The organism is Enterococcus casseliflavus NBRC 100478 (assembly GCF_001544095.1).
In the GTDB taxonomy this organism is placed as follows: Bacteria; Bacillota; Bacilli; order Lactobacillales; family Enterococcaceae; genus Enterococcus_D; species Enterococcus_D casseliflavus.
The window spans coordinates 103,291-122,589 of sequence record NZ_BCPT01000003.1; the positions used below are offsets into that span (position 1 = coordinate 103,291).

19 protein-coding genes are annotated in these 19,299 nt (G+C 43.1%); 18 read left to right on the forward strand and 1 reads right to left on the reverse strand.

What is annotated here, in order from left to right:
• Window positions 1-28 precede the first annotated feature (28 nt).
• The 3 genes from truA to ECA1_RS03745 all read left to right on the forward strand — a co-directional run bounded on the left by truA (window position 29) and on the right by ECA1_RS03745 (window position 3,510).
• Window positions 29-766, forward strand: a complete 738-nt coding sequence (truA, locus tag ECA1_RS03735) for a tRNA pseudouridine(38-40) synthase TruA (RefSeq protein ID WP_060791770.1) — start codon at window positions 29-31, stop codon at window positions 764-766.
• Between the two features lie 42 nt (window positions 767-808).
• On the forward strand, window positions 809-1,567 hold the full coding sequence (gene map / locus ECA1_RS03740; protein ID WP_005234612.1) for a type I methionyl aminopeptidase: 759 nt from the start codon (window positions 809-811) through the stop codon (window positions 1,565-1,567).
• Window positions 1,568-2,136: 569 nt separating this feature from the next.
• Window positions 2,137-3,510, forward strand: a complete 1,374-nt coding sequence (locus ECA1_RS03745; RefSeq protein WP_236596072.1) for a C40 family peptidase — start codon at window positions 2,137-2,139, stop codon at window positions 3,508-3,510.
• A gap of 225 nt (window positions 3,511-3,735) precedes the next feature.
• Here the strand turns inward: ECA1_RS03745 and ECA1_RS03750 are convergent, their stop codons facing one another.
• A complete protein-coding gene (locus ECA1_RS03750; RefSeq protein WP_370447890.1) occupies window positions 3,736-4,143 on the reverse strand; it encodes an Lrp/AsnC family transcriptional regulator in 408 nt (135 codons plus the stop codon).
• Between the two features lie 120 nt (window positions 4,144-4,263).
• On the opposite strand from ECA1_RS03750, the gene ECA1_RS03755 reads away from it, so the two are divergent.
• From ECA1_RS03755 to ECA1_RS03830, 15 genes are all read left to right on the forward strand, one after another.
• The gene (locus ECA1_RS03755; RefSeq protein ID WP_005225439.1) at window positions 4,264-4,809 is read left to right on the forward strand and encodes a cysteine hydrolase family protein; all 546 of its coding nucleotides are present in this window, start codon (window positions 4,264-4,266) and stop codon (window positions 4,807-4,809) included.
• Between the two features lie 316 nt (window positions 4,810-5,125).
• On the forward strand, window positions 5,126-6,049 hold the full coding sequence (msrA, locus tag ECA1_RS03760) for a peptide-methionine (S)-S-oxide reductase MsrA (RefSeq protein WP_060791773.1): 924 nt from the start codon (window positions 5,126-5,128) through the stop codon (window positions 6,047-6,049).
• 348 nt (window positions 6,050-6,397) lie between these two features.
• Entirely contained in the window at window positions 6,398-7,759 is a 1,362-nt protein-coding gene (locus ECA1_RS03770) for a hypothetical protein (protein ID WP_005225442.1), read from the forward strand.
• A gap of 16 nt (window positions 7,760-7,775) precedes the next feature.
• Window positions 7,776-8,999, forward strand: coding sequence for an amidohydrolase family protein (locus ECA1_RS03775; RefSeq protein WP_060791775.1), 1,224 nt, complete (start codon window positions 7,776-7,778; stop codon window positions 8,997-8,999).
• Window positions 9,000-9,243: 244 nt separating this feature from the next.
• Window positions 9,244-9,651 carry a helix-turn-helix domain-containing protein gene (locus ECA1_RS03780; protein ID WP_015509256.1) on the forward strand — a complete coding sequence of 136 codons (408 nt, stop codon included), beginning with the start codon at window positions 9,244-9,246 and terminating at the stop codon, window positions 9,649-9,651.
• Window positions 9,652-9,973: 322 nt separating this feature from the next.
• Window positions 9,974-10,552, forward strand: a complete 579-nt coding sequence (locus ECA1_RS03785) for an LOG family protein (protein WP_060791776.1) — start codon at window positions 9,974-9,976, stop codon at window positions 10,550-10,552.
• Window positions 10,549-10,707: a hypothetical protein gene (locus ECA1_RS17740; protein ID WP_223597404.1), complete on the forward strand. Its 159-nt coding sequence runs from the start codon at window positions 10,549-10,551 to the stop codon at window positions 10,705-10,707. The genes ECA1_RS03785 and ECA1_RS17740 overlap by 4 nt, the downstream gene beginning before the upstream one ends.
• Before the next feature lie 24 nt (window positions 10,708-10,731).
• Window positions 10,732-10,989, forward strand: coding sequence for a nucleoside 2-deoxyribosyltransferase (locus tag ECA1_RS17745; RefSeq protein WP_060791777.1), 258 nt, complete (start codon window positions 10,732-10,734; stop codon window positions 10,987-10,989).
• A 15-nt stretch (window positions 10,990-11,004) separates the two neighbouring features.
• Window positions 11,005-11,727 (forward strand): deoxynucleoside kinase, encoded by a 723-nt coding sequence (locus ECA1_RS03795; RefSeq protein WP_005225447.1) that lies wholly within the window; start codon window positions 11,005-11,007, stop codon window positions 11,725-11,727.
• A 66-nt stretch (window positions 11,728-11,793) separates the two neighbouring features.
• The gene (locus ECA1_RS03800; protein WP_015509261.1) at window positions 11,794-12,645 is read left to right on the forward strand and encodes a helix-turn-helix domain-containing protein; all 852 of its coding nucleotides are present in this window, start codon (window positions 11,794-11,796) and stop codon (window positions 12,643-12,645) included.
• 201 nt (window positions 12,646-12,846) lie between these two features.
• Window positions 12,847-13,785, forward strand: a complete 939-nt coding sequence (locus ECA1_RS03805; protein ID WP_060791778.1) for an FAD:protein FMN transferase — start codon at window positions 12,847-12,849, stop codon at window positions 13,783-13,785.
• 24 nt (window positions 13,786-13,809) lie between these two features.
• The gene (locus tag ECA1_RS03810) at window positions 13,810-14,415 is read left to right on the forward strand and encodes an NADPH-dependent FMN reductase (RefSeq protein WP_060791779.1); all 606 of its coding nucleotides are present in this window, start codon (window positions 13,810-13,812) and stop codon (window positions 14,413-14,415) included.
• 26 nt (window positions 14,416-14,441) lie between these two features.
• On the forward strand, window positions 14,442-15,662 hold the full coding sequence (locus ECA1_RS03815; protein ID WP_060791780.1) for an NAD(P)H-dependent oxidoreductase: 1,221 nt from the start codon (window positions 14,442-14,444) through the stop codon (window positions 15,660-15,662).
• A 261-nt stretch (window positions 15,663-15,923) separates the two neighbouring features.
• Complete coding sequence (locus ECA1_RS03825) at window positions 15,924-16,973, forward strand: FUSC family protein (RefSeq protein WP_060791782.1); 1,050 nt, start codon at window positions 15,924-15,926, stop codon at window positions 16,971-16,973.
• Between the two features lie 235 nt (window positions 16,974-17,208).
• Window positions 17,209-19,278: a BglG family transcription antiterminator gene (locus tag ECA1_RS03830; RefSeq protein WP_060791783.1), complete on the forward strand. Its 2,070-nt coding sequence runs from the start codon at window positions 17,209-17,211 to the stop codon at window positions 19,276-19,278.
• Window positions 19,279-19,299: the final 21 nt, after the last annotated feature.

Consider the following 19,299-nt stretch of genomic DNA (forward strand, 5'->3'; position numbering starts at 1 on the left):
ATAGTATCGGTAAAAAGGAGCAACAACCATGCGAAATATCAAATTAACGATTGAATATGACGGCAAGCGCTACTTAGGGTGGCAACGACTAGGAGATTCTGAAAAAACGATCCAAGAAAAAGTTGAAGGGGTCATCAAATTATTGACGGGAGAAGAAATTGAGATCGTCGGTTCTGGCAGAACCGATGCGGGCACACATGCTCGAGGACAAGTGGCGAATTTCAAGACGACCCATCAAATGAGTTTGCCAGAGATGCAGCAGTTCTTTAACCGCTATTTGCCTCAAGACATCGTCGTCAACAAGATTGAAGAGGTGTCTGAGCGCTTCCATGCACGCTATCACGCCAAAGGCAAGCAATACAGCTATTATGTTTGGAACAACGCGATCCCATCGGTCTTTGCTCGCAATACCAGTTTTCATTGCCCGCAGCCCCTTGATTTGGAAAAAATGCAGCAAGCGGCTGAGAAGTTGATCGGCACCCATGATTTTATCGGCTTTTCTGCATTGAAAAAATCAAAAAAATCAACGGTGCGCACGATCGATGAAATCACCATCACACCAGAAGGCGACCTATTGCGGTTTACCTTCAAAGGCAACGGCTTTTTGCATAAAATGGTCCGAATCTTGACAGGCACACTGATTGCCATTGGCGATGGCACACTGCCGCCAGAAGTGATCGATCAAGTGTTAGCCGATAAGGTACGACAAGCAGCTGGTGAAACAGTGCCTTCTCATGGCTTATTTCTAGATGAGGTGTATTATTAAAAGAAACATTGTAATGGCTATTTAAGGAAAGGAGATCATCTATTGATCACATTAAAATCCCCACGAGAGATCGAACAAATGAAAACTTCTGGTCGTATCTTGGCAAGTATTCACGAGCAGCTACGGGAAAAAATCGTTCCCGGTATCACCACGAACCAAATCAACGCCTTTGTCCATCAACAGATAGAAGCTGCAGGGGCAACAGCCGCGCAAATCGGGTTTGAAGGGTATGAATTTGCGACGTGTATCAGTGTCAATGAAGAGATTTGTCATGGTTTCCCTTCAGAATATGTTTTAAAATCAGGCGATGTCGTCAAAGTTGATTTTTGTGTCGATTACAAAGGGGCAATCTCTGACAGCTGTTGGACGTATGCGGTAGGAGAGATTTCACCAGAACATCAAGCACTGATGGAAGTCACGAAAGAAGCCTTGATGAGAGGCATCGAGCAAGCACAAGTCGGCAACCGTGTTGGCGATATTGGTTATGCGATCCAAAGCTTTGCTGAAGAAAAAGGGTATGGTGTCGTGCGGGACTTTATTGCTCACGGCATTGGCCCAACCATTCATGAAGAACCATTCTTTCCTCATTTCGGGTTACCTGGCAAAGGAATTCGGTTGAAAGAAGGCATGACGATCACCATCGAACCGATGATCACGACAGGTACTTGGCGCATGAAGATGGACCCGAACGGCTGGACAGCACGCACCATTGACGGCAGCTACTGTGCCCAATATGAACACTCGATCGCCATCACCAAAGAAGGTCCAGTTATCATGACGTTGCAAAAGGAAGAAACGTGAACACAAGGCCGATAGAATAGAAGAAAATACGAAAATCGTTCGAGTGTTTCTACACGAACGATTTTTTGCATTTACTTGTCGAAGTTGCGAAGCTAGGGTATAGCACATTAAAATTGGAAGAAAAGTAGGTCTTTTTAGGAAATGATTATGAAACAATCAAACTACTTCCAGTAGAAGCTTTTTGGAGTAAACATTAAAAGATATAAAAGCTGGATATAAGAAGAGTCAGTATCGAATTATTTTTTTGTTACTTCCTTTTTAAAATATCGTCATAGTTTTGAGAGAACGAAAAAAATTCTCGGAAAAATCAGAATCGTTAAATTTAGAAGTTTTTATTCATCTATATTTATCTCTTTATAGCCTTTATTTACTGAAAAAACCGTGATATACTTTCAAGATAAAAAAATAAAGGAGAGATAAAGTGAAAAAACGTGTATGGGGTATTTTATTATTAGGAATTGGTTGTTTTTTTTGTTCATAATTTCACATTCCAATCTGTACAAGCAGATGAGTTTGACGATGGGCAGGTGACTTTTGAAGACTATTCAAAGGATAATCGTAGTTCAGTTATGACATATGAAGAATATGTAGAATTCATCAATGAAATTAATTCTCAAAATAATCAACTAACAAGAGAGGTCGTATCTCGTTCATTATCAGGCGGTAATCTGAGTCAAAGAGAGCAAATTGTAGCAGAAGCAAAAAAACATATAGGTAAACCATATACTCAAACAAATCCTGATAGATTGGGACCTGACAAATTTGACTGTTCTGGCTTAGTTTATTATGTTTTTAATCAAGTTACAGGAAAAGATGTCGGAAAATTGACGTGGGAGCAAGAGTATGCTGGAAAGCAAATTCCTATCTCTGAGGCTAAACCAGGTGACTTACTTTTTTGGGGAAGTAGAGGGAAAACGAGTCATACTGCCATTTATATTGGAAATAATCAGTATATTCATGTTCCAACTTTTGGAAGAACGGTTGAATTATCTCCAATCTGGGACAGTTTCTATCCATCATTTGCCATCCGGATGGATCTATCAGAATACCAAACAGTGCCTTATGGAAAAACGGTTATGGCGGTCAGTAATTATCCAGTATGGAACAACTTAGAATTTACTTCTCAAAATGGAAATACTTCTAATTTTCAAGATGGTTTAGTTTATTATGCGAAAAATCAAATCTCTTTTAGTGATGGTAGAACGTTTTATGAACTATATCGTGGAGATTCCTTTGTAGGATTTATTAATACTGTAGCAGTTGAAGAATTAACCGCTACAAGCGAGAATAAAAATATTATGGCAACTAAAAATTATCCAAGATGGGGAAATCTCTATTGGACTAGTAAACTAGGCGATACTTCTGATTTCGCCGATAATCCAGTGTACTATACATCTGTTAGTTATACTTTAACAAATGGTAAAAAGTTTTATTCTCTCTATCGTGGTGATCAATGGTTTGGTTATATCAATGCTGAAGCGGTTATTGATTTGAAGGCTGAAAATATTGATAAATTTGTCAGTGCGACGAAGAATTATCCGATTTGGGGAAACCTATATTGGACGAGTAAATTAGGAAGTACAGAAAATTATTCGAGTGGTCTGGTCTATAAAGCAAAATATAAATATACTCTGTCAAATGGAAAGATACTTTATTCTATATATCAAGGCGACACATGGATAGGTTATATTAATTCTGATGCTACTGAAGATTTAAGAACTGAAAATATTAACATAGGAGTACAGATTACTAGCAAAAACTATCCTGTGTGGAACAATTTTTATTGGACTAGTAAAAAATTCGAAGCAGGTCAGTTGTATGGTAATAGTTACACTGCTAAAGTAAAATATACATTAGGAAATGGAAAGACCTTCTATTCCTTATATGATAATACAAATACATGGATTGGATATGTTAACACTCAAGGTACAAGTGTTAAATAAGTTCTCGCAATAATTATCAATATTTTTTATTATCCTAGATGAAAGCAAAAAGCGAATCCACACTTGATTCGCTTTTTGCTTTCTCAAGTTTAATTAATATAATTAGGACAATGAATTTCGAACAATTCATTTAAAAGGAAAAAAACTCAAATCGTTTTGCCCCTTTTTCTTATCCCTCTCACCGCTCCAGTGAAAGCTTTATTCAACAACCCTTTAGCAAGCACATCAATCATCCCCATGATTGAGTTTGTCAGCCACAAAGGTTTCTACACTATACCTGCCCCATTTTGAGAGACTCTCTATAAATAAAGGGAAGGTTACATCTGTAAAATGACTGACCAAGAGATAACAAGCTTGACCTGAAACTTTATGAAAGACCTCAATTTCTTTGTATTGATTCACGAAGGCTTCAAAAGCTGTATAGCGATTTGAATCCATAAAAAACCGGATGTATTGCGTACTTGGGTAGTTTACTACAATACTAAATCGTTGAATGATTCCCTCATCTTGCAATTTCAAGATCCGATTGCCCACGGCTTGTCCCGTCAGGTGGACCATTTCGCCGATTTCTTTGTTCGATAATTTGCTGTTGTGTTTCAGGATAGCTAGGATTTGTTCATCGATGATGTCCATAAGGGTTCCTCCTTTCATAATGAAAGTAAATTGACTTTATCTTTTTCAAGAGACGCTTTGTTGTAGGGTCATATGTATTTATACTGGATTATAACAAATAAGAAAAGAAATGGTGATTCTATGAAAAAAGCTTTAGTAATTATTGATGTCCAAAATGACTATTTTAAAGAAGGAAGAATGGCCCTTCATTCCCCTGAACAGGCGCTTGCAAACATAAATAAACTAGAAGCGTCTTTTATCGAAAAGCAACTCCCGATCATCTATATCCAACACATCAACGATCAAGAAGCAGCTGATTTTTTTGAACGAGGGACCAAAGGTGTACGGCTGCATGAACAGTTAAAAACAACGCATTCTTCTATTATTATCGAAAAGCACTTTCCTAACTCCTTCATTGAAACAAATTTAAAAGAGACGTTAGACTCTTTAGGTGTTCAACAAGTTATCATCACTGGGATGATGACGCATATGTGCATCGATTCAACCACAAGAGCTAGCAAAGAACTCGGTTATCAGCCCATACTGATTTCTGATGCCACGGCAACGAAAGCATTAACATTTGAAGCGCACGAAATTCCTGCGGAAGCTGTTCAACGAGCGTTTTTATCGGCGTTGGAAACCTTCTCTACGGTGATGAAAACTGATGACTATTTAAACGGATTGTAGAAAAATTGCGTATTTACTAACAAAGGCAAAGGTTCATTTGCATTGAGTGGTTCTTGATCACTCTTTGAAATTGGCGATCCTATCTCATTCCGCTTCAATGTTTCTAAAAAAAATGAATGCCCAGTTGCGTACCCACCAATGATACTGAGCTGATCCCTCAGAGGATGAATAAGAACCAACCCATACAAAATCCAAAAACGTTCGAGAATTTCTCTCGAACGTTTTTTTGGGCATCAAATTGGGCGAATCGGCGAAACTATGGTACAGTGCAACCAAACAAGGAGCGAGAGCCGCTCCTTCATGAGACAAAGGGGCAATGGTGATGAAGCAAACAACGATGGCGTGGCTGTCAGAAATCTATAATTTGATCTTGCATCCTGGCACGAGACAGTGGGAACGAGAACAACTGGTGCAAGCAAAAAATACCCTGGAAACCCAGCTGGCGACCAAACAAAAAGCAGGCAAACACGAAAAGGAATCGTCAAATAGCCTTGAAGACCAACAGACCAGACGGGTTTTGGAAAAACTAGAAGCGTCGTTGCGTCCGTTGGCACTGAGAAACAATCTGACCCCGAATGTCGCCGAGTTTTATCAAACAATCAGCCAGTCAGCACTGAAAAAGGCAATGAATGAAGAATCAAGCAAAGTCCAACCAGCAGAAGTTTCCGTGGAGCCGAACGAAACAGGTGGAAAAGCACAAGAAGTGGCTATTTTTGCTGGCGGCTGCTTTTGGTGTATGGTAGAGCCTTTTGAAGACCAGCCGGGCATTCTTTCCGTCTTGTCGGGGTATACCGGGGGAACAGTCCCGAATCCGACGTATGATCAAGTACTAAGCGGAACAACAGGGCATGTCGAAGCGGTAGAGATCATTTTTGATCCCAAAATCATCACCTATCAGGACTTGTTGCAGTTGTATTGGCAAGTGACAGACCCGACAGATGCTTTCGGACAATTTCAAGATCGCGGCAATTTTTATCGCCCAATCATTTTCTATACGACTGCTGAACAGGAAGTGCTTGCGCAACGAGCCAAAAAGGAACTAGCCCAATCTGGTTATTATCAGCAACCCATCGTGACCGAGATCCGCAAGGCCACGCAGTTTTGGCCAGCGGAAAACTACCATCAAGCATTTTACAAGAAGCAGCCAAAGCGCTACCAGCGGATCAAGCGAGCGCGCAAACAACTGATGCTTTTTTATCGGCTGAAACGCTGGACAAACCGAGGAAAAAAACGATCATAAACAGAAGATCACTAAAAAAAGCGGGGTTCCGAGAAAAGGGCAAATGGATCAAATGAAGGCTCTTTTCTCCACAAGCTGCGCTTTTTTCTGCGCTTTTAGCCAATTGGATAAAAAACGTAGGTTTATTTTAGAATAATGTCCAAAGAAAGCGTTAACAACAAGAATTATAATAGAGAAAGAAAAAGTGGCGAAAAAGGTCGCAAAAGCAGGTGTCTTTTGCTTGATTCCTTTCTTCGAGGAAAGAAGGTGGAAACACCAGAGAAAAATCAGCGGAAAAATCAATCGGCAACACCCCATAGCAACACAACATTTATTATATGAAGGTTCATATAAGTTAGGAGAAATGTGATGAAAAAAAAGGGAACGTTCGTCTCACTGTTTATGGCTCTCATTCTTTTTATCTTTTCAGAAAGAACAGTGTTTGCGGCAGAAGCGATCAATGAGATCGTCGCACCAACAGGAGTCAAAGCATTTCTAGTACTGATTCCATTAGTGTTAGTGCTGGTTTTGCTCTTTAAAAAAGTAGATATGATCATTGCTGGCTTGATTGCTGGGATCTTGGCGATGATTATTGGCGGGATCAGTTTAGCTGAAGCCAATTCGCAACTGTTGGAAGCTATTCCGACGATGTTGAGTATTACGGTGCCAATCATCAATTCCGCTGTAGCGATGGCGGTCTTCAAAGCGGGCAGTTATACGGCGGCCTTAACCTTAGCCAAAAGAGGGACCAAAGGAAAAGTGGAATATGTGGCTGGTTTTATTGTCATCTTATTGGCAGCAGCGACTTATATGTCTGGGATCGGCGGCGGGAGTGCGATGGTGATCGCACCGTTAGCATTTGCGGCAGTTGGGGTGGTACCCGAATTGATCGCAGCGATGTCGTTAGCGGCAGCGGTCTCCTTTACGACCTCTCCTGCCTCTTTGGAATCTAGTATCGTGTCTGAACTAGGCGGCTTTAGTGTCGCTTCTTACGTCGATCAAATGCGCCCATTTTGGTTGCTATTCGTTGGTTTGGCGATTTTATTGGCATTCTTCGGGACCAAGCGTCGTCATCTGGGCTTCAAAGAATCTGCCAACCAAGAGTACGAAAACAAAAGCAATGGTGAATTGTTCAAAACGACACTGCCTGCGATCTTCTTGCTTTTTGCGGTCATCTTTGGTCCGTTGATCAATGACCTGATCGGCTTTGTCCTCTTTACGCCGTTAGTTTATATGGTGGTCACGTTGGCGTTGATTTTTGTTTGTACCGACTTTTCGATGAATCAATCGGTGGAAGCGATGGTGGACGGATCCACGTATATTTTGACCCGCTTGTTCCAAGTGGGGATCTTTTTAGCCTTCATCAACGTAATCGCTGAAACTGGGACGTTTGCTGTAATTGCCGGTGCGGCACAAAATGCCCCCGCAGCGATCGTCGTTCCCGTGGCGATCTTGACGGGTGTCTTGATTGGGATTCCCGCAGGTGCCTATGTCGGCTCCGTTTTAACACTCGTGCTACCAGTTGCCGTTTCATTAGGCTTCCCAGTCTTAGCTCTTGGCTTTGTAACGATGGGGGTTGGCCTCGGCAGTCAAATGAGTTTCGTCAACATTACGATGCAAGCTCTATCTTCTGGTTTCCAAATTCCGATTCTGGATGTAGTCAAAGGAAACGTGAAGTGGTTGAGTTTAGCAGCCGTATTATTATTAGTCATCGGCTTAGTGTTTGGCTGATGGATAGGAGGAAAAAATGGATTTATTGATCAAGCAAGCACGTCTTGAAGACGATGCAGAATTAGTAGACATTGCAATTTCAGAAGGAAAAATCACCGCAGTTGCACCCAACATTGAAGAATCAGCAACAACAACGATTGAGGCGAAAGGCAAAGTGGTGATCCCTGGATTGATCGAAAGCCATATCCACTTAGACAAAGCCTTGATCGCCGATCGTGAGCCCAATAATTCAGGTACGTTGCAAGAAGCGATCCAAGTTACGGCAAAGCTGAAACCGACCTTTACCGAAGAAGACATTTATGATCGGGCGAAACGCGCATTAGAAATGCTGATCGTACATGGCACGACTGCTGTGCGCACCCATGCCGAATTTGATCCAGCACAAGGCTTCACTGGATTTGACACCATCATGCGCTTAAAAGAAGAATACCGCGACCTGATCGATATTCAGGTCGTTGCCTTTCCGCAAGAAGGGATTTTTAAAGCTCCAGGAACGGATAAAATGATGATCGAAGCGATGGAAAAAGGTGCCGATGTTGTTGGCGGGATTCCTTACAATGATGCGCCAGCCAATGAACACATCGACTTGATCTTTGAGATTGCCAAACGATTTGACAAAGACATTGACTTGCATCAAGATTTTGCTGACGAAGCAGACGATACATCGATCGTCTACCTGTGTGAAAAAACCATCGCAGAAGGCTATCAAGGTCGGGTATCAGTAGGACATTTGACTGCGCTGCACGCTATGAAACCGGATCAGCTGGCAGAAGTCATCGATTTGATGGTCAAAGCCCAAATCAATGTGATGCCGTTGCCTGCGACCGACTTGCACTTAGGTGCTAGAAACGATGCCTACAACGTTCGCCGTGCCGTGACGCCGATTCGCAAGTTACGTGATGCTGGTGTGAATATTTGCTTAGGCAGCAACAATATCCGAAACGCCTTTACGCCCTATGGCAATGGGGATTTGATCCAAATCGCTATGTTGGCTGTGCCAGTGGCGCATTTAGGCGGCGCCGATGACCTGCCGACGGTCTTGCCAATGATTACGACCAATACCGCCAAAGCATTAAATATCAAAGACTATGGAATCGCTGTTGGCAATCGCGCAGATTTGATTCTTTTAGATACCCAGAGAAAAGCCGATGTGCTGATCGATATTCCTGAACGTTTGATGGTCATCAAAAATGGCCGCATCACCGTGGAAGTCAAAAAAGAAGTGACGATCCACCGTTAGCAACAGGTCATGTTTTCTTAAGTAGTACGATTTATTCGTGCTGCTTTTTTGTCGTAGTATAGTCGAAATGAAAAATCATTTTCTAGTCATTTGTTCTTTTTTCATCTATGATAGAAAGAAAACCGCTATCACGGAGAGTTTGTTTAAGAAAATCCTGTCAAAACTGTTTGACAATGCTTTAATATCAATGGATTTGAGCAGAAATCACAGCAGGTCTGCGTTAAGGTAGGAGAAGGAGGCCAAGATGACGATTGGGGAAGCACTAAAGAACCATCGAGTCACACAGCAAATGAGCCAAGAAGAAGTAGCAACAAAAATTTTAGTGACCCGCACATCGATCTCAAATTGGGAAACCGGCAAGACGGTCCCAGACAGTTTGAATTTATTAAAACTGAGTACCCTTTATGGGTGCAGTGTCGATGAGCTATTAAAAAAGGAGCGAGCAGGAATGAAAAAGAACTTTCGTACGATGACCTATGGTGCTGGATTGAAAGATGGAACGATGCGTTTGAAAATCGAGACCGATGCCAGCAAGTTTTTCCCAAAAGGGGTTGAAGTCAAAGCATCCGTCGATTTAGAAACAGGAGAAGTGACCTTTTTTGTCGAGCAAGAGGAGTTGAAAAAACTGAAAGCAGCCACTGACGAAAAATAAATTTTTTATGCAGTATTTTGCTGAATTTTGCTTGAACAAGAGAAAAAAAGTGATGGATAAAAAAACACGAGCCTAGCTGCGTCGTGTTTTTTTATGTGGGATGAAAGAGGGCTGAGGCAATCGATGAAAGCTGATTCTACTTTTTCTTTTCTGCTATTTTCAAGGTTTGTAACGTTTAAGGAAAAGTGAAAAGATGCTAACGGCTATATACAATATATAGTGAATATAACGGTTTTTGTCTAAATGGAGCACAATATATAGTATTTACTTTTTTGAGAGATTGTGTAAAATAGCAGGTGTAGTGAAGAAGGAGCTGTTGTTTTTGAGAGTAATTGTATGTTGCGGCACCCGTTTAGAGAATGAGAAAAAGTTGGCAAAGACCGCTCGTACCATCGGCAACGCCTTGGCAAAAAATCACATCGAGTTGGTGTATTGCGGCCCTTTGGCTGGCTTGATGAGGGAGATCGTGAAAGGGGTCTTTGAAAAAGAAGGCGCAGTGACGGGGATCTATCCATCAGGTTCCTTTGCAGAAGAATTGCCGCCAATCGTCACTGGATCAAGCACCTATACCGAGTTCTATACGGATACGAGGGAGGAACAAACGCAACAATTGCTGGAAATGAGCGATGCCTACCTTGTATTACCTGGTGGATTTGGTACACTAGAGGAGTTGTCATCAGTATGCTCTTTTACGACTCTTGGGCCATTGTCAGGCAAGCCGATCGGTGTGTTGATGACCGAAGGCTTAAATGATGGACTGAAGCCGCTGCTAAAAATGGTTGAAGCTTCCAGCTTTGCTTGGGCTGAACGATCTGAAACGCTCTTTTTCCTATCTGACGTTGAGTCGTTGATCCAACGATTGGCGGCGATGGGGTCAGGAAAGGAGTGCTTGGCAGGATGAAGCATGTCTATTTAGCGGGACCGTTTTTTTCAAACGAACAAGTCGCCCGACTCAAACAGGTAGAACGCAGTTTAGCTGAAAACCCGCAGCCCTTGGCGATCTATTCGCCGCGCTTGTACCAAGAAGGTTCATCTGAACCCAATACACCAGAATAGGCGAGAGAAATTTTTGAAAAAGACATGCTGGAATTGACACGAGCCGACGTCGTCGTTGCCGTTTTGGATGACCATGAAGGGATCACCGATCCGGGAACAGCCTTTGAAATCGGCGCAGCACACGTACGAAATAAACCAGTGATCACTTTTCAGGAAAAAGCCGCGGCGGTCAATCTGATGTTGACGGAGTCGTTGCAAGCGTATTTGACTGATCTGGCGGCACGAAGAGCGTATGATTTTGAAGCGATGGCGCACCGAGCATTTGTCGGTGACTATATTTAATAAAGGATGATGAATGTGTTATTAATCGCAGGAACGATCGGGGCAGGAAAAAGCAGTTTGACTGATTTTTTATCGAAGGAAATGGCGTCGAAGCCTTTCTATGAAAACGTGGAGGACAACGATGTTCTGCCATTGTTTTATTCCAATCCAGAGCGATACGCCTTTTTATTGCAGATTTTTTTCTTAAACAAAAGCTTTTTAGGGATGCGGGAAGCTTTGTCCAATGATGACAATGTCATTGACCGCTCCATCTATGAGGATAGCTTGATGTTTCATCTAAATGCGGATCTAGGTCGAATCGCACCGATGGAAGTCGAACAATACGATAACCTGTTGAACACGATGTTGCGAGAATTGGAAGAATCAGCGCCATTGAAACATCCAGATCTAATGGTTCATATTAAGGTTTCCTTGGATACAATGATTGAACGGATCAACAAACGTGGTCGTTCCTATGAACAAATTGCCAACGATCCGACATTGTACGACTATTACAAAGAATTAAATCAGCGATACGATGAATGGTATGAAAACTTTGACGTTTGTCCGAAAATGCAAATTGATGGGGATCAATTGGACTTTGTTGCCAATGAAGACAACCTCATGGTGATCCTCGAGATGATCCAAGAAAAATTGGCGGAAGTCCGTCAGACCCATGGCAAAGGACACTATTGTACGGACAAAGCCATCGCAAAAGGTGATTTTTCTAAGAAAAACGCAGCATCTGTGACAAGCTGACCCAGCAGTTGAGGACGGCTTACGAAAAAAACAAGTGTCTTATCGACAATGGGAGGGAGCAAGACGATGAATGTTGAACGATTTATTGAAGCGAGGAAACAGGCGGGCTTCTCGCAGCAAGAACTTTCGGAAGGAATCTGTACGCAAGCCACTTTGAGTAAATTTGAAAACAACGGTCAAGCACCGTCCCTCAAAATTTTGATCAAATTGTGTAATCGGATCGGCTTGCCATTGGTCGACTTGTTTTCTTCCATGAATGTCGCAACGACCAAAATCAAGGAAGAATTGGCAAAAGCCGAATTCTACTTGATCACAAGCGAGTATGAACAGTTGGCTGCATTGCTAAGTCAAATCGAAGTAAAGCTGATCGATGAACCAGCTTTAAAAGCGCAATATGATTATTTAAAAGGCTTTGAAATGATTTTTAATGAAGCTGCGATTACCGATGTCCTGTTTCAATTCGATCAGTTATTGATGAATGAAACGGCGGAGGAATTGTTTGATCTCTTAGCGTATACGGGGATCGGTTTGGTGTATGCCAGAGAAGAAGAATGGGCAAAGGCCGAGTTTTATGTGACGAAGGTCTTTGAGAAAATTTATACCTATCCGATCAAAACGATCGAAGACACGTGGCGGGTATTGAACATCGTCTTTCATTGCGGCGTCTTTTATGCCAAAGTCGATGATTTGGAAACTAGTGATACCTTGTTAAATTATGTGTTGGCGATTTGTTCCGACAATCATTTGACCTACTACTTGGCTCGCGCGGCAGCCCAACTGACCGAAAATGCCATTCGCGAACAACAGCCGAAAGAAACGATTTTGGAAATGTTACACGATGCACGAGCATATGCCAAAATCAATAAAAACGTAAAATTACTGGCGCATTTAAAAGCGGTCGAAGAAACGATCGAATAAAAATATATTTTCGACAAAAAAGATTTGTTGCGCAAATGCTTGATAACTAGCAGTACTTTCGACGACGGGACTGCTTTTTTGAATTTTCTTTATATAAAAAAATATATAATCGTGTTGACAAAAAAATATATCGGGAGTATTCTTTAATTGTGAAAAAACTAACATAATTTGAGATACATCGTTTTGGGGAGAAGGGATTTTATGAAGGCAGCAGTGAGAGAAGCCGCTCGCACGATTCAGCGGATGGGCACGTCCATTGAGTTAAAAGTCGCTCATACAAAACCAGAAAGTGTACTGGACGAGCTGGAGAATCAGCTGAAAGGATACGACCATCGCTTTAGTGCCAATGATCCGCGATCGGAATTGAATCAGCTGAATCAGTTGGCAGGACAAAAGGGGCTTGTGCTTGATCCAGAATTGTACCAGCTGATCGAAATCGGCAAACATCATAGCTGTGCTCCCCACAGTCAGCTGAATATTGCCATCGGTCCACTGGTCCAAGCATGGCGCATCGGGTTTGAAGATGCTCGCATCGTATCAGAGACGCAGGTCAAAGAATTGCTTGCGCTAACAGACCCGCAACAGATCCAATTGGCAGCAGGCAAGGTTTTTTTGAAAAAAGCTGGAATGAGGATCGACCTCGGAGCATTAGCAAAAGGCTACATCGCTGATAAATTACGCACCCTTTGCCAAGCCCGTGGCGTAGCGTATGGATTGATCAACTTAGGCGGAAATATTGTCTGTTTCGGTCCTGCACCAAATCATGCGGACGGGCATTGGCGGATCGGGATCCGAGATCCCAAAGGCGGTCGGGCAGACACCTTGGGCATTCTGCCAATCAAGGACCAAACCGTCGTCACTTCGGGGATCTATGAGCGGGTCTTGACCACCGCTGAAGGAACGTATCATCATTTGATTGATCCTCAGAGTGGCTTTCCCATCGAATGTGGGTATTTGTGCATCACGATCGTTGCAGCGACATCGTTACTGGGGGAAATCTGGACTTCGCGCTTGTTTGGCAAGCCCATTCCAGTTGTTTTACAAGAGATTCAGCAGCAGCCAGAAATCGAAGGAATCATCGTAACCAAAGAAAATGAAGTCATCGCCTCTAAAGGCATTCAGGCAAGACTTTTAAGATAGCCCAACCAGAAAGGAAGAGACAGGATGAAATTTATCGGATTCGTGGGAACCAATGCCACTCGTTCCACCAATCGCACGTTGTTGCAGTTTATGAAAAAAATGTTTGCCAATGAGGCAGAGATCGAACTAGTCGAGATCAAAGATCTTCCAATGTTCAACAAACCAGAATCAAAGGAGTTGCCCGTACAAGTAACCCAGCTTGCCGAAAAAATCGCGGCAGCAGACGGTGTGATCATCAGTACACCAGAATACGATCATGCCGTACCCGCAGCGTTGATCAATGCCCTGAACTGGTTGTCCTATGGAATTTTCCCGTTTGTTGACAAGCCAGTGATGATCACTGGTGCTTCTTATGGGACGTTAGGTTCTTCTCGTGCCCAAGCCCATCTAAGACAGATTCTGGATTCTCCAGAGTTAAAAGCACGGATCATGCCTAGCTCTGAATTTCTCTTAGGTCATTCGCTGCAAGCGTTTGACGAGCAAGGCAACTTGATCGATGAAGAGCAGATCCAAAAACTGCAAGGACTGTTCAACGATTTTCTATTATTTGTAAAAATTACCAGCCAGTTGCAGCACGCCCATGCCGCCAATCAAAAAGAAGCTGCTGAATTTTCATGGGATACCATCTAATCGCAAAAGATAGGAGCGTAAAGACAATGAAATTGATCGGAATCGTCGGATCAGCCGCTGAAGTCTCCACCAATCGTCAGCTGCTGAACTTTATCAAAAAGCAATACAAAAAGGAATTCACGTTAGAACTTGTAGAGATCAAAGACTTTCCTCTCTTTAATCAAGAGGAAGATCAAACTAAAAGCCCAGCCATCCAGCGTTTGAATCGGCAATTATTGATGGCAGACGGTGTGATCATTGCTACACCAGAGCACAACCATACCGTGACGGCAGGATTGAAAAGCTTGTTAGAATGGCTTTCATTCAAAATCCATCCTCTGGAAAACAAACCAGTAATGATCGTGGGTGCCTCTTACTACGATCAAGGAACTTCAAGGGCCCAGCTGCATCTGCGCCAGATTTTGGACGCACCGGGAGTCAATGCTTTAGTGATGCCAGGGAATGAGTTTTTGTTGGGAAAAGCCAAAGAAGCTTTCGATGAAGCCGGTGATTTGATCGATGCCCGAACGGTTGCTTTTTTAGATGCGACGATCAACAGCTTCTTGCAATTTATCAAAGTCGTTTCTGCCTTAGCGGGTCCCAAACAATTGCCGCCCGAAGACCTCTACGCCACAGGGAAAATCGCAACCACCGTGGAAGGGGTGGATATGTATGATGATCAATGGCTGGAAAAAGCCGCTGAAGCAGTCGGTGCCGTTTCTGGCAATACCTACGTCAAACTAAATCGCGGCTTGCTGACAGTCGATCAGATCAATTACTTCTTAGATTCGATGCCGATGGAATTGACATTTGCCGATAGCAACAACCAATTCTTGTATTACAATCTGCGGGAAGAAGCCCAAAATATGCTGGCAGCACGTGTGCCAGGACAAGTCGGCAATCCATTAGCAAAATGCCATCCTGAAAAATCCTTCAAAAATGTTGAGTGGGTGATCCAACAGCTGCGCAGTGGGGCGACCGACGCGGTTCGGGTCCATGTGCCGAAACAGGTGCCAGAAAAATACATCGTCCACAATTATCAAGCGATGCACGATGAAAACGGCGAATATGCGGGGATCAACGAATACATCCTTGATTTCAAGCCAATCATCGAATGGTATTTGCAACAAACCGGTCAAAAACTTGTCGGCAATGAAGACGCCATTTCCAGTGCTTCTGTGCACCAAGAACCGACCGATGCGGTCACTAGTGCCAGTACTCATGACGCACCTGCAGCAGATGCGGTCACCAGCGCTTCAGTGAAATAAGGGGTGTCTAAAAGGATAGAAGGAATCGCTAGAAGCATTCGCTTGCAATCAGTTGCCAAGCGAATGCTTCTCTTTTTGCTGCTTTTTTATGAATGAACGGTTTTCTATGAGCGATTGAGTTGATCAAGGACATCGTTGCGAGGATTTCACAAAGTTTCTGAAAAAAATTTGCATATTCATCTTTTGCTTCGTATACTAGTTTAGGACGTTGCTTATAAAACGGCTGTATCATCGTACATATTTTGTGATAGGAGGAATTGCATGAAAGACAAACGAAAAGTCTTGCGTCCGTTAGGATCAGGGTTTGCGATGGCGGTTCCTTTGTTTATAGGGATCCTCGTTCAGGACCCTTTGATAAGTTCTGTGGGGGCGATGGGGGCTTTTTCCTACTTGGCTTTTCAACATCGGTCCCTTTTTTATAATCTGCGCGCCATTTTGACCCACGGCGCTGCGCTGCTGCTGGCATTTATTTTAGGCGCTGGGACAGCACTGATTCCTTGGAGCGCGCCTTTTATCATCGGTGCGTTATCGTTTTCTGCTTTTTTGTTGTCAAAAGTGATGCGGATCCCCAAGCCCGATTATTTCTTCGTGTTGATGCTTTATGCCACCGGCTTTAATTTTCACGCAGCGCACCTTGGAGAGATCTTGCACCACAGTTCCTATTTGCTTTATGGCATCGCAGGCTCACTGCTTGCTGGACTGGTGATTTCGTTGGCTGAACAGCTGCCGTTGAAAGAAGAAAAAACGGCCTTTCAACAACTGAGCTTGCACGAGAAATATTCGCTAGCATTATCTCAGCAACCAGAAATGGTCATCAAGGCGCTGCACTTTTCTTTGATATTGTTCATTGCGACCTACATTGCCTATCTGTTGCGGGACAGCAACGGCTATTGGATCTTGATTTCTGCTGCTGCCGTCTTGGCAGGAGAACATATGGAAAAAATCAAAAATCGCACGATCGGCAGGGTACTGGGAGGAATCGTGGGGCTGCTGCTGGGTTTCTTATTGATGTCCTTGCATATGCCCCTTGAAGCAATCGCAGTGGTATTGATCATTCTAAACATATTGACGGAGTTTTTTATGCCAGTCAATTATACCGTTGCTAATTTTTTTACCAATCCGCAAGTCCTGCTGTTAATGACTATCGGTACTAGTTTTACGCCGCTGAAATTGATCCCATTGCGTTTTTCAGGGGCATTGATCGGCAGCGTGCTGGCAATGCTGTTGATCTTTCTAATGGATTGGGCAGTAAAGCAAATGGAGCAAGCACTGGGAAACAAACCAGAAGACACGATGGATCAAACAAAATAGAATGCACCATCATCGATAAGCAAGAGCTGTAGCTCTTGCTTTTTTTGCCTTTGATCCGCTATCTAAACGTTATCTCCATCGGATAGGAAAAATAAGGGAAATATGAAATAATCGAGCAAAGGTTCCTATTTCGAAATAGAAGCGTTTACATTTTTGCGAACTAAAGTGGCAGAAACATCTACTTTTTTTGTTGTAAGCGAAATCATATACTCAAATCAGAGAAGGAGAGAAAGTTGTGAAAAAACGAATCGTAGATATTTTGCATCGCCTGTTGGTGACTGATTATCCACTATCCATCGAGCAACTGGCAGAAGAGACCGCAGCCAGTGGGCGGACGATCCGCAATGATTTGAATGAGATCAACACGTTTCTTGCTGACTTACACATCGGACCGATCCAAACCCTTCGAGGAAAGGGCATCCTTTTGAAACTGACCTCGAAACAGCAAGCCATTGTTTGGCAGGCATTACACGCACAACAGTCGGAATATATGACCCGTGAAGAGCGTCGTTTTGATCTGCTGCTGCATCTGACCTTTTCAAAAGAGATTCTGGTGTTGAATAAAAAAGAAGAAGCGTACCAGATATCAAAAAGCAGCATGGATGAAGACATGCGCCGTTTGCGGGCGGACATCAATAAATATGGCATTGAGATCATTAGCCTAGGAAAAAAAGGACTGCGGTTGAATGGATCGGAACGAGCGATTCGGACGATGATTTTTGACATCATCAATCAGCGGATCGGTAGGTTGCCACTTGATAAACAGACCCCAGATTTAGTCTTTACGAAAGTGCTTTATCGCTATTTGCCGCAAAAAGAAATCAAACAGATCCAACTAGTGATGCAAGCAGTGTTGCCGCCAAATCAAAATGAGTTGTATAGCAGCCAAATTTTATTGTTTACCGCCATTTGGCTGATGCGTATCAGAATGAAGGAATTTATCACTCGCATGAACTGGTCTACTTCCAGCAATCCGCTCCAAGGGTCAGCCTATATCCAGGCGATCGCTGAAACCTTTTCGATCCAGCCACCAGAAATCGAAGTCAACTATCTTTCTTTCATCATCGAGTCACTGAACTTTAAAGATTTGTCCAATTCCATCGAATGGGCGCATGCGCAACTTTTGTCGCTGCAGCTGATCCAATTTGTCGAATGCCAAACCAAGATCCCTTTTAGTAAAAAGGAAGAAGAGCTGTTAGAGGGATTGTATAAACATATGGCCGCGCTAATCGTTCGAGCCAAGAGCGGCATTCAAGTACCCAATCCGATCAAAGAGACCGTTCGCAAAAATTATGGACAAATCTACCAAGCCGTCAAGGGGTTCGCTCCTACGATCGAAGAGATCGTCGGTCAACCACTATCAGAAGATGAACTGACATTTCTCGTGATACATTTTTCTACAGCCCTAAGTTCATTGAACCACGAAATCATTACGAGCTATAAGGCGGTCGTCGTCTGTAACCATGGAATGGCAACCGGCAATCTGCTGGCAGCCAGCCTCAAGGAGAAGTTTCCAGAAGTAGAAGTTGCGGCAGTCTTGAATTCACAAGAAGTCAATTTGATTACGAAATTCGATGTGGATCTGGTTTTTTCAACCTTTGAGATCGATTATCGAGAAAAGCCGGTATTACTGATCCCACCGATCATCAATGAAGAAAATCACCAAGTGATCCGCCGTTTCTTAAACAACAATGAACAATTCAAGCGGATAGCCTTTGACCAAAAAAATGCCACGCTGTTCTTCAATCAGTTGCTTACAGTGATTGAAGAAAGCGGCGGGACAGTCGATGCTGCCGCCTATCGCAAATTGACACACTTGTTTGAACAAAATCAATTAGTCATTAATGCAAGGGAGATTCAGCCAATGTTAAAAGATGTTTTATCCGCTAATCATATTCAATTAAACGTTCCTGTTCAAAATTGGGAAGAAGCCATTGAACGCTCTGCGCAGCCGCTAGTAAAAGAACAGATCATCGAAAAACGCTATATCGAGGCAATGGTTGCGGCGGTGGAGGAATACGGTCCCTATATCGTCATTGGCAAACATTTGGCGCTGGCGCATGCACGACCAGAAGATGGCGCCCAGCAGTTGGGTGTGAGTGTCCTCACCTTGGCGCCGCCAGTCGCATTTGGGAACCCAGAAATGGACCCCGTCAAAATCATTTTTTGCTTGGCTGCGGTGGACTCCTACTCTCATCTTGCCATCATGAAGGAATTGATCGAACTGATCAATGATGAAGAAAAAGTCACGCAGTTGCTGGCTTGCTCTACGATTGAAGCGTTTCAATCATTGCTATTTTCATAAAAAACAAGAAAAGGGGAAAAA